Origin of the sequence: Mitsuaria sp. CC2, from assembly GCF_048957715.1 — a bacterium.
In the GTDB taxonomy this organism is placed as follows: domain Bacteria; phylum Pseudomonadota; class Gammaproteobacteria; order Burkholderiales; family Burkholderiaceae_C; genus Roseateles.
Genome location: NZ_JARVXN010000002.1, coordinates 32,457 through 44,325, shown reverse-complemented (window position 1 = coordinate 44,325; position 11,869 = coordinate 32,457). Strand labels below are relative to the sequence as shown.

7 protein-coding genes are annotated in these 11,869 nt (G+C 70.1%); 3 read left to right on the top strand and 4 right to left on the bottom strand.

Annotated elements, in window-relative coordinates; translation table 11 throughout:
* Positions 1 to 2,381, top strand: a 2,381-nt coding sequence (xdhB, locus tag PV762_RS00660) for a xanthine dehydrogenase molybdopterin binding subunit (RefSeq protein ID WP_421033104.1), incomplete at its 5' end; no start/stop codon positions are given.
* Between the two features lie 396 nt (positions 2,382 to 2,777).
* Here xdhB and PV762_RS00655 read toward each other — a convergent pair.
* Positions 2,778 to 3,758 (bottom strand): SLAC1 anion channel family protein, encoded by a 981-nt coding sequence (locus PV762_RS00655; RefSeq protein ID WP_421033107.1) that lies wholly within the window; start codon positions 3,756 to 3,758, stop codon positions 2,778 to 2,780.
* A 167-nt stretch (positions 3,759 to 3,925) separates the two neighbouring features.
* On the opposite strand from PV762_RS00655, the gene PV762_RS00650 reads away from it, so the two are divergent.
* On the top strand, positions 3,926 to 4,876 hold the full coding sequence (locus PV762_RS00650; protein WP_421033103.1) for a GlxA family transcriptional regulator: 951 nt from the start codon (positions 3,926 to 3,928) through the stop codon (positions 4,874 to 4,876).
* 23 nt (positions 4,877 to 4,899) lie between these two features.
* Here the strand turns inward: PV762_RS00650 and PV762_RS00645 are convergent, their stop codons facing one another.
* Together PV762_RS00645 and PV762_RS00640 are read right to left on the bottom strand one after the other, a co-directional pair.
* Positions 4,900 to 7,356 (bottom strand): DUF2339 domain-containing protein, encoded by a 2,457-nt coding sequence (locus PV762_RS00645; RefSeq protein ID WP_421033102.1) that lies wholly within the window; start codon positions 7,354 to 7,356, stop codon positions 4,900 to 4,902.
* A gap of 144 nt (positions 7,357 to 7,500) precedes the next feature.
* Positions 7,501 to 8,421: a LysR family transcriptional regulator gene (locus PV762_RS00640; RefSeq protein WP_421033101.1), complete on the bottom strand. Its 921-nt coding sequence runs from the start codon at positions 8,419 to 8,421 to the stop codon at positions 7,501 to 7,503.
* Between the two features lie 109 nt (positions 8,422 to 8,530).
* On the opposite strand from PV762_RS00640, the gene PV762_RS00635 reads away from it, so the two are divergent.
* Positions 8,531 to 9,637 (top strand): Gfo/Idh/MocA family protein, encoded by a 1,107-nt coding sequence (locus PV762_RS00635; protein WP_421033100.1) that lies wholly within the window; start codon positions 8,531 to 8,533, stop codon positions 9,635 to 9,637.
* Between the two features lie 117 nt (positions 9,638 to 9,754).
* On the opposite strand, the gene PV762_RS00630 is transcribed toward PV762_RS00635, so the two are convergent.
* Entirely contained in the window at positions 9,755 to 11,773 is a 2,019-nt protein-coding gene (locus PV762_RS00630; protein WP_421033099.1) for a peptidase inhibitor family I36 protein, read from the bottom strand.
* Positions 11,774 to 11,869: the final 96 nt, after the last annotated feature.

Sequence of the window (11,869 nt, the reverse complement as noted above, 5' to 3'; positions counted from 1 at the left end):
TCGCGGCCGACGCTCCGCCCGCCTCTTTGCAACCGCAGGTCGGCGTCAGCCGCGCCCACGAGGCCGCACACCTGCACGTCAGCGGCGAGGCCACCTATATCGACGACATCGCCGAGGCCCAAGGCACGCTGCATGCGGCGCTCGGTCTGTCGCCGATCGCGCACGGGACGCTCGTCTCCATCGATGTCGAGCTGCTGCGCCGGCAACCGGGCGTCGTCGCGGTGCTGACCGCCGCCGACATCCCCGCCGAGAACAACTGCGGCCCGCTGCTCCACGACGATCCCCTCCTCGCCAACGGCGAGCTGCGCTACGTCGGCCAGCCGGTCTACGCGGTGATCGCGACCGACCGCGAACTCGCGCGCCGCGCCGCCGCGATGGCCAAGCAGGTCATCGTCGGCACGCCGCTGCCGGCGGTGCTGACCGCGCGCGAGGCCCATGCCCTCGGCCAGTACGTCATTCCCCCGATGCACCTGGCGCGCGGCGACGCGCAGGCCGCGCTGGCCGCGTCCCCGCACCGCCTCGACGGCGAATGGGCCGTCGGCGGACAGGAGCAGTTCTACCTCGAAGGCCAGATCAGCTACGCGCTGCCGCAGGAGAACCAGGCGCTGCTGATCCACTGCTCCACGCAGCATCCCTCGGAGATGCAGCAGCTGGTGTCCCACGCGATGGGCTGGCAGTCGCATCAGGTCACGGTGCAATGCCGGCGCATGGGCGGCGGCTTCGGCGGCAAGGAATCGCAATCGGCGCTCTTCGCCTGCATCGCGGCGATCGCCGCGAACAAGCTGCGCCGCCCGGTCAAGCTGCGCGTCGACCGCGACGACGATTTCCTCGTCACCGGCCGACGTCACGGCTTCGATTACCGATGGTCGGTCGGCTTCGACGACCAGGGACGGATCCTCGGCGCCGAGATCGACCTGATCTCCAACGCCGGCCACAGCGCGGACCTCTCCGGACCGGTGATGGCGCGCGCCCTGTGCCATTTCGACAACGCCTACTGGCTGCCGAATGTCGCCATGCACGGCTACGCCGCGAAGACGAACACGCAGAGCAACACGGCCTTCCGCGGCTTCGGCGGTCCGCAGGGCGCGCTGGCGATCGAGATGATCCTCGACGGCGTCGCGCGGCGACTGGGCCTCGATCCGTTGACGGTCCGGCAACGCAACTTCTATCGCGATGGCCAGGACGTCACGCCCTACGGCCAGCGCGTCGAGGACAACCAGATCGGCCTGCTGACGGACCAGTTGATCGAGACCTCCGGGTATCACGCGCGGCGCGGGGAGATCGCCGCCTTCAACGCGGCCAACCCGGTGCTCAAGCGCGGGCTCGCGCTGACGCCGGTGAAGTTCGGCATCTCGTTCAACGTCGTCCACCTGAACCAGGCGGGCGCGTTGGTGCATGTCTACACGGACGGCTCGGTGCTGGTGAACCACGGCGGCACGGAAATGGGCCAGGGGCTCAACACCAAGGTCGCGCAGGTAGTGGCGCATGAGCTGGGCGTGCCGGCGCTGCAGGTGCGCGCGAGCGCGACCGACACCAGCAAGGTGGCCAACACCTCGGCGACGGCGGCATCCACCGGCTCGGACCTCAACGGCAAGGCGGCTCAGGACGCGGCGCGCAAGATCAAGCAGCGCCTGAAGCCGCTGGCGGCGCGCCTGCTCGGCTGCGACGAGGACGCGCTCGTCTTCGACGGGGGTGAGGTGCGCGTCGATGCGCGGGCCGACGGCGCCGGCGACGGACATCGCGAGGGCCTCGATGGTCCGAAGGCGATCAGCTTCAAGGAGCTGGTGGCCAAGGCGTACCTGGAGCGCATCCAGCTCTGGAGCGACGGCTTCTACGCGACGCCCGGCCTGCACTGGGATCGCGCGAAGCTGCAGGGCCACCCGTTCTACTACTACGCCTTCGGCGCGGCGGTGGCGGAGGTGCTCGTCGACACGCTGACCGGCGAGACCCGCGTGCTGCGCGCGGACGTGCTGCACGACGTCGGCAGGTCGCTGAACCCGGCGCTGGACATCGGCCAGGTCGAAGGCGCGTTCGTGCAGGGCCAGGGCTGGCTGACCAGCGAGGAGCTGGTGTGGCATCCGCAGTCGGGGCTGCTGCTGACGCACGCGCCGAGCACCTACAAGATCCCGACGGCCAACGACATGCCGCAGGACTTCCGCGTCGCGCTCTACGACGCGCCGAACGCGGCGGACAGCATCCACCGGTCGAAGGCGGTCGGCGAGCCGCCGCTGCTGCTGCCGTTCTCGGTGCTGCTCGCGATCAAGGACGCGGTCGCGGCCTGCGGGCCGGGGCGCTGCGATCCGCCGCTGCGCGCGCCGGCGACGCCGGAGGCGGTGCTGGATGCGGTCGAGGCGGTCCAGGTCAGTCGAGGCGAGCGCTAAGTCGGTCTGGCCGTTTTCCCCTGTATCGTCGTGCCTCAAGACAAGGTCCTGGGGAGGACATGGTGAGATCGACGTTGTGTTGGGCCGCCGCTGGCGGCGTGCTGGGCGCGCTGATCGCGGCGCTCCTTTTCTTCCGCGCGGAGGCACCGGCCACCAGCGGGATTGCTTCAACAGCGGCACCGGCCGCCAGCGTCCCGCGCGACGCTCCGCCCTCTCCCGCGATCGCTTCGCCGCCACCCCCACAGCCGCCGACTTCGGCCGTCGTGCCTGTCGCCCAGTCGGCGGGCAAGGTCAGCCCGGGTCGCGCCTGGGACAACGCGATTGCCAAGGCTCGTCAGACCAATATTCGAATGACGCGCGCCGCGGAGCGTCGGCCTCCCGGGCACGCCTCGCCGGTCACCTGAACAGCTGCCCGTTCAACACGATCCGCAAGGTCCGCACGAACAGCACGGCCAACGCGACGCTCAACACCGCGAGCAGCACGACCGCCAGCATCTGGAGCGGCTGGCCGCCCGCGTGGTGCGCGTACTTCAGCGCCGCGCTCGCCAAGGCCGCGAGCGGGAAGCTGATGCCCCACCAGGCCGGCGAGAACGCAATGCCGGGCCGGAACACTTTCGGCGCGACCACGAGGAACAGGAACAGCCCGAAGTAGAAGAGCACCGCCGCGAAGCGGTCGACGCCGCCGACGAGGTTGGTGTAGGCGAGGAATCCCACTTCGAACGGCGCGACCAGCATCATCAGCGAGGGCGTCACCGCCGGTGCCAGCGGCTCGCGGTGCACCAGCCGGCTCACGATCATCACGAACAGCACCGGCGCCAGCATCGCGCCGAGCGCGCCGGCGATCAGGTTCATCTCCGGCGCCCAGGCCATCGGCATGTCGCGGCCGGTCACCGCGATGTCGAGCGTCGCGACGCCGGAGAGCAGCCACGCAGGCATCACGAGCGCGGATTCCAGCTGCCCCTTCAGCAATCGCGACACCGCGAGGAACGCGAGCCCGAACGCCCCCAGCGCGCCGAGCGTCCACAGCGCGTGCGCCGTCGATGCGGCGTAGGGCTCGATCAGCGACGACAGGAGCAGCAGCGAGATCGCGATCGTGCCGAAGAAGTTGCCGCCCACCGGATGGCGAAACTCCGCCAGCACGGCGTCCGGGTGCTTCGCGAGCTTGCTCAGGTAGCCGGCGGCCATCAGCACGAAGACGACGATCGCAAGCAGCCCCAGCGCCTCGCCGATGAACGCGGGCGCGTCGAGGTTCCGATGCGCGAGCCGCCAGGCCAGCGCCAGTCCGGACAACCCCATCACGGACGCGAACAGGTTCACCGGCAGGTGGCGGATCGAGGCGTCCGCGGGAGCGGAGGCCGCCGCGATGCCCGATGTCATGGGGCTGGTCGAAGGCATGGGAGGCGAGGCGTTCATGGGGCGTCCTTGGCTGGGTCGTTGGCGGATATCTGGCTGAATTTGCGCGCCTCGTCATTTTCTGCCAAGCTCCTCGAAACGTGCCCGACTACGGAACGACGTTTCCTGCCATTCACCGGGCCATCCCCGCCATGCGCATCGCCATCCTCGCCTTCCCCCGCTTTCAGTTGCTCGACGTGGCCGGCCCTGCCGATGTCTTCGCCGAGGCGTCGCACCAGCTCGGAGATCCCAAGGCATACCAGGTGAGCGTGATCAGCACGGACGAGGGGCTGCTGCGCAGCAGCAGCGGCCTGCGCATGGCGGTCGACGCGACCGTGGCGACGCACCGCGGTCGCATCGACACGCTGCTCGTTGCCGGCAGCCCGCGGCGCGACGACATGGCCGTCGATGAGGACCTGCGGCGCTGGCTGCAACGGCAAGCCAGCACAGCGCGCCGGTACGGCTCGGTCTGCACCGGCGCCTTCGCGCTGGCGTCGGCCGGGCTGTTGGATGGCAAGCGCGTGGCGACGCACTGGAACTCCACGGACCTGCTCGCTGCGGACCACCCCGACGCCTGCGTCGAGCCCGACGCAATCTACGTGAAGGACGGCCGGCTCTTCACTTCAGCGGGCGTCACCGCCGGGATGGACCTGGCGCTCGCGATGGTCGAGGACGACCACGGCCGCGAGCTCGCGCTGCGCGTGGCGCGGCAGCTGGTGATGTTCCTGAAGCGGCCCGGCGGGCAGAGCCAGTTCAGCGCCCACCTGGCCGCACAGACGGCCGAACGTTCCGACGTCAGCGCGATCCAGGACTACGTGCTCGCGCACCTGCGCGCGGACCTGTCCGTTCCCGCGCTCGCGAAACGCGCGGGCATGAGCGAGCGCACCTTCGCGCGCGTGTTCCGCGACGAGACCGGCACGACCCCCGCGGAGTTCGTCGAGAACGCGCGCATCGACGCAGCGCGCCGGATGGCGGAGGAGTCGGACCTGCCGGCCAAGCGCCTGGCCGACGCGGTCGGCTACGCGAACGTGGACGGATTCCGGCGCGCCTTCGGCCGGCGCTTGGGACTCACGCTCGTGGAGTACCGCAAGCGCTTCGCTTAGCGGCGACGACGAGGTCGGACCGTCTACTCCCGCGCCGGTGGCTGCGGCGCCAGGTATCCCGCCATCAGGAACAGCGCGCCCATGCCGAGCAGGCTGCCGACGATGCCCATCGGCGACAGCGCCAGGCTGCCCAGCGACAGCAGCAGCTTGACCGCCGAGCCGGCCAGGAGAGCGGCCGAGACCTGCCAGGCCAGGCGGCGACCGCCGCGCGTGCTCAGGAACAGGAAGCCCACGCCGACGGCGGCCAGCGCGACCGGCAGCAGGTAGCTGTCCCACGCGAGCGGGAATGCGAGCTGCGGCGCGTCGGTCACACCGCGCACGACCACATAGCCCATCGCGACGCCGGTCGCGGCGGCGACGATGTGGCGGACCTGCACGGGCACGCCCTCACCGAGCTTCCACCAGGTCACCAATGCGGCGTAGAAGGCCGCCCCGGCCAGCACCCACTCTGCGCCGCCGGCCGAGCCGGTCCAGGGCCAGGCGGCGATCACGAGCGGCACCGGCGACGCCAGCCCCGCCGCGTGCGCCATGCTGATGGCGGAGATGAAGACCTCCTTGGCCCCCGGTGCATCCACGCGCAAGCGCGTGAGCACGTGGGCGATGGCGACAGTCCCCGCCACGAGCAGCCAGGCGATCTGCGTCCAACTGCAGTTGAAGACGAAGGCCACCAGCGCCGGCAGCAGATGGGCCAGCCACAGCAGCGCCTTGGCGCGCTCGGCGGCATAGGGGCTGAGCGTCCGGCGCAGCGACAGGAATGCCGCCACCGCGCCGAAGGCCACGGGCGCCACCACCGCGGCCAGCGTCAGCACACGCGGTGCCTCGCGCGCCACGGTCAGGGTCAGCAGCCAGCCCGCGGCGAGCACGGCCGCGTAGATCGAGCGCACGAGGAGGATGTCGGACGGCTTCGCCTCCATCGCTTCCTGCGATGTCGACGTTGCACGACCCAGCACATGCGCCAGCAGCGTCGCCGCCAGCATGATCAGCGTGAACATCGGCAGCACCTCGAAGCCGAGTCCGACATGGCGGTACGACAACGCCGCCGCAGCCGCGACGGTCACGGTCGCGGCCAGGCCGGCGTCGACAGGTCTGAGCTCGCGCTGCATCCGCACCGACAGCGCGAGGCCCGCCAGCAGCAGCAAGGCGACGGGCCACAACGCGGGCACATCGATCACGGCGACGGCGCCGACCGCCACGAGTCCGCGCGCCACGAGGCGTCGGAACACGGACTGCGAACGCGTCGTCAGCGTCAGGATCGCGCCTTCGGCGAACAGGCCGAAGCTCGCGACCGATCGCGCCAGATCGCCTTGCACCAGCCCGGCCGCCACGCTCAGCGCGCTCAGCACCCAGGCGGTCTCGCGCAGGGCGCGCTGCGGGAACAGCCGCATGCCCGCGAAGGCCAGCGCGGCCGCGGTGAAGAAGGCGACGACCATGAACGCGGTCGGCGCCAGCAGCCAGCTCTCCAGCGCGACGAAGACGACGGCGGTGGTCGAGAAGCTGGCGCTGAGGACGGGGATCTCGCGGGCCGACGCCGACAACAAGTGCCCGACCGGCTCCTCAGAGGGACGATGGCGCCGCGCCCAGACCAGCGCCCAGCCGGCGAACTGCGCGACATAGGCCAGCAGCAGCGCCTGCTGCTGCCACGCGGGCAGCGAGGGTTCGTACGTCGCGCCCGCGTACGCGAGCGAGGCCAGACCCGTCGCGCACACGTGGGCGTGGATGCCGATCTCCTGCCAGCGTCGGGACAGGCTCACGCCCAGCGCGAAAGCAGTGACGATGAGGCCGTAGACCAGATTGAAGAGCAGCCCGGCATGGCCGTACATGGCCAGAAGCGGCGCGGCATAGGCGCCCAGGAAACCGACGCCGGCCAAGACCTTCGCATCCTCCTTCAGCGCGCGATACACGAGCGCTCCGGAGATCGCGGTGAAGAGGACCAACGCGACCGTCGGCGAGACGACTTCATAGCCCGAGGCGCCGACATAGGTCGCGAGGAAGCCGATGGCCGCCGCGCCGCCTTGCACGACCTGGCCCCACAACCCATTGCGCGCGCTCAGCCGGATGCCGGCGAAGCCGAGCGCCGCTGCGGCGACCCAGCCGAGCGAGACCTTGGCGAGCGGCGACAGCAGGTGGCCCCACTCGATCGAGCGGAACAGCACCACGAAGCCGAGCAGCAGCAGGATGACGCCGGCGACGGCGAAGAGGTTCTTGCGCAGCAGGTCGAAGAAGGCGACCTGCCATTGCGGTGTGGCTGAGGCGGCCGGCGACGGCGCGACGCGGGGTGCCGCCGGCGATCGGACCGGCGGCGACGATGGCACGGTCGCAGCGGCCTCGGGCATCGGAGCGACTGGAACGGTCGGAGCGGTCGGCGCAGACGTCGTGGCCAGCCGTTCCTCCAGCTCACGGACGCGCCGCTTCACCTTGGAGAGCTGCCACCACAGATAGCCCAGGGCGACGAACAAGAGGAAAACTTCGAAGGAGTCCATGTCGCGCGCGGCCGCAGCAGGTCGAGGAAAGGCCCGCAGTGTCTTTCACCAGCTCGCGGCGTCAATGGACGAAAGTCCTGGGGTAGCGCGGCGCGGTACCGAACGGGTCACGCCGTCGCCCACGCTCGCCGTCGAGCAGCTGTACTACGCCGGCGTGATGCCCGCCCGCTTCTCGATCAGGAAGTCATGCAGCGCCTGCACCTTCGCCGGCCGGTGCTCGCGCGAGGGCGAGTACAGATAGAACGCCGCGAGTTCATGCGTCCACTCGCGCATCACCCGGACCAGGCTGCCGTCGGCCAACTGCGGCCGCACCGCGATGTCCACGATCTGGATCAGACCGAGGCCCTGGACCGCCGCGGTCACCATGCTCTCGTCGTCGTTGCTCGTGAAACTGCCGGCGACCGCCTGCGTGAAGTGCCGGCCGGCGCTGCCCGGTTCATTGAAATCCCACTCGCGCAGAGCGCCGCTGCCCGCGAAACGGTAGTTGATGCAGTCGTGCCCGATCAGGTCCTCGACCGTCTTCGGCGTCCCGCGCCGGTCCAGATACGTCGGCGAGGCGACGACCGCCATCGACAACGGCGGCGTGATCGGCACCGCCACCACGTGCTCCGAGAGGCTGTGCCCCAAGCGGATGCCGACATCGCATCCGTCCGCAATGATGTTGGACAGCGAGTCCGCCATCACCAGTTCCACTTTCACCGCCGGATAGCGTTGGTGGAACTCGGCCAGATGCGGCGCCAGCAAGGCCCGGGCCGCCAGCCGCGAAGTGTTGATCCGGAGCAGACCCGACGGCGCGCCGTCGACGTCGCCGAGGCGCTGCACGGCCCGCTCGATCTTCTCCAGCGCCGGCACCAGCGTGTCCAGCAACTGCTGGCCGGCCTCGGTGAGCGACATGTCGCGTGTCGTGCGATGCAGCAGCCGGACGCCCAACTGCCGTTCCAGCGCCTTGAGGTTCTGCGACACCGCGGCGCGAGTCACGCCCAGTTCGTCCGCCGCGCGCGTGAAGCTGCCCTGTCGGGCGACACGGGCGAACCACGCCAGCGAAGGCAGCAGCGCAGGAGTCATGGCCTCCAGTGTAAATCTGCCATTGACAGTGATGTCTCCGAGACGGTCTTCCGGCTGATCAATCCGATTTTTAGCATCCGTCCCTTCTCGTCATCATTGGAGTCAGGACATGTCGATCAGGAAATTTCGCGTGGGCATCATCGGCGCAGACGCCCAGGCCAGTTGGGCCGGCGCGTCGCACGTCCCCGCGTTGCGGGATCAGCCCGGGTTGGAGCTCGCCGCGGTGGCGACCCGACGGGAGGGCAGCGCGCGGGCCGCGGCGCAAGCCTTCGGCGCGGAGCGCTGGTATGCGGATCCCTACGCGTTGATCCGCGACGAGACGATCGACGTCGTCACCGTAGCCGTGAAGGTGCCGGCGCACCGGGAGCTGGTGCTGGCGGCGCTGGCCGCGGACAAGGCGGTCTACTGCGAGGCGCCGCTCGGCGCGACCCTGGCCGAGACCGGAGAGATGGCCGCCGCCGCAGGATCGCTGCATACCGCCATCGGACTGCAGGGCCGCTTGAATCCGTCGGTGCGCCGCGCCGTCGAACTCATTGCCTCGGGTCGCCTTGGGCGTCTGATGTCGGCCAACGTCCGGGCCACCACCTTCGGATTCGGCCCGCAGTCTCCCCTCGCCTACGACTACTTCAACAAGGCGGCCTCCGGCGCAAGCTTCCTGACCATCACGACCGCCCACGTGCTGGACGTCGTGGAAGCCGTGCTGGGCGACATCACCGAGGTCGACGCGCGGACCGAACTCCTCTGGCCGACGATCGAGCTGATCGACGCGGGACGCTCGTCCGTGCGGGAGATCCCCGACCACGTCGACCTCATCGCCAGGACGGCTCTCGGTGCCTCCGTGTCGATCCAGGTGCTGGCCGGCGTGCCGCCTGAGGACGCGCAGTTCGTCCTGGAGGTCCGCGGCTCCGCCGGGTCTCTGACGCTGAAAGGCAGCCATGCCGCCGGCGTGCAGGTCGGCGATCTGACGCTGACGTCCAGCGTGGGCGTCGAGCCGCCGCAAGCCCCGATCGCAACCGGTGTGGGCTCGACCGCCGCGGCGTTCTGGCACGGTGCCGCCATCAACGTCGGCGAGGTCTACGCCAGTCTGGCGCGGGATCTGGCGACCGGTCGTCACGACACGCCGGGCTTCGCCCATGCGCTTCACAACAGCCGACTGATCGCGGCGGTGGAACGCGCCGCGATCACCGGCGAGCGGCAGCGGCTCCTCGGAGCCTGATCGGGTCGGCGTCGATCGACGGGACGTTGATCACACGTCCCGACGACAACGGGGGATCGCGCCCTCAAGCCCGATCCCCCGTTTGACTGACGGCGCGCTCCCGCGCGCTCAGCCTGCTCAGCGTGCCGTTTCGACGCGCTGCGCGTTCAGGCCGTCCGACACGATGAACTCGAAGCGGCCGCCGGCCGGCAGTTCATGCGTGTCCAGCGTCGCCTCGCCGCCCTGCAGGTCCTGCGCCAGGTTCAGGCGGCGGGTGCCGTCCGTCCAGGTCACGCTCAGGAACGGCGATGCGTCCGCATCCCAGCGCAGCGTGGCCTTGCCGGACGTTTCCTTCACCGTCACCTGCGCGCGGGTGCCGCCGGCCGCCAGCGACTTCGCTCGGGCGTTGGTCACCTTCGCCTGGGCCTGCGCCAGGGTCACGCCGTCCTTCAGCACGCTGATGCTGCCGATGTTGTCGACCTTGGGTACCAGCACGCTGAAGTGCAGGTTGTCGCCGTCATGGTCCAGCGACTGCGCCGTGAAGGCCACGTCCTGGATCTGGCCCGCCGTCGTCTGCACGCGCAGCACGTACGGACCGGAAGCCACGTCAGGCTTGGCGAACAGCGCCTTCACCGGGTTGATCTCGACCTGGCGGCCGTTGATGCTGCCGCTGACCAGCAGCACGTCCTGCGCCACCGCCTTGGCTTCCGCCGCCTGCGCCTTGACGGCGTCCGTCGGCGTCAGGAAGGTCTGCATGATGCGGTAGTTGTAGTCCGAGAACACCACGCCGCCGCAGTAGCTCATGATGTCGTGGCGGTCGGTCGGACGCGGGTCGTAGAACGAGTTGGTGTCCGACAGGTAGCTCCAGATGTAGCGGCCCGGCTTGCCCAGGTTGGCGTCCGGATACGGGTACTTCGGATCCGGCGAACCGGCGCCGCCGCAGGCCGCGTGCGGCAGCGAGAAGTTGTGGCCCAGCTCGTGCGCGACGACGTCGCGCACCGTGTCCGGGTTGCTCGGCATGTCGAAGCCGACCGCCGAGTTGCCCGGGACGTAGCCCAGACCCGCCAGACCCCAGGTGCGCTTGGGGATGAAGCCGAAGTAGTAGTCGTGACGCGCCGCGCCTTCGATGCGGTGCAGGTCGTTGAGCTCGCCCAGGATCTTGCCGAAGGCGTCGCTCCACTGTGCGTCGGTGGTCGGCAGCGAGGTGACCTTGCTCGACACGAAGACCGGGTGCGACTGCGGCGTCACCGTCGACACCGGGAACAGCGCGCGCAGGTGGCCGGTCTGGTCCACCGGCAGCTGGCCGGTGGTGCCGGCGATGCGCACCGCGATCGGCGTGAACTTCATCGGCGTGGCGCCGCCCACGCGCGGCGTGAAGCTCTGCGCCGCGGCGCCGGCGACGTTCACCGTCACCTTCATGCCGTTCTTCACCAGGTCCGCCGGGATGCTGACGCTGTAGGCGTCGTCGAAGGACTGCGTGTCGGAGACCGCGGTCGGCAGACCGCGGCGCGGCGCTGCCAGGATCAGGTCGCGGCCGGTGCCGTCGACCGTGTTGTCGATGCGCACCAGGCCCGTCGGCGCGACAGTGCCCGCCGGCGCGGTGACGTTGACCTTCAGCAGCGTCGGCTTGTTGGCGACCAGCACGAGCTGGCTGTCGCTGCTGCCGTAGAGCATGGACTGCGCGAACTGCACCGACGCCAGCGTCACCTTCGCCGCCGTCGACGGCTTGGTGATGCGCATCGACGAGATGATGTCGTTCATGCCCGCGGGCACGAGGTTGGCGTTGTCCGCCGTCAGCGTCAGCGACTTGCCGACGTAGCGGAGATCGGCGAACAGCTCCGCCTTCCAGCCGGCCGGCACGCGCACCGACGAGATGCGGTCGTTCCAGCCCGGGCCGACCCAGGCCGTGTCGCCGGTCAGGCACATGCTGGCACCGGTGAAGTTGACGTGCTCGTAGAAGCAGACCTGAGTGCCGGTGTTGGCCGCGGCGACGGCGGCGGCCGTCGTCGAGGTGCCGGTCTGGTTGGCCGCCGAGACGAGGCCGCCGGCGCCGTCGCTGCCGCCGCCGCAACCGACGAGCACGCCGGCCACGACCAGGGACAGGGCCAGCGGATGCAGGCGGAGAGCTGCGCCGGAGCGCCTCGCGGTGGTGTTCATGGAAATCCGTCCTTTAGACCTTTGGAGGTAGGCGGCGGATTATTCGAAGCGCTCCTCGCACGACCTGCAACCGGTGGCGCCGATTCGTAAGCGGTC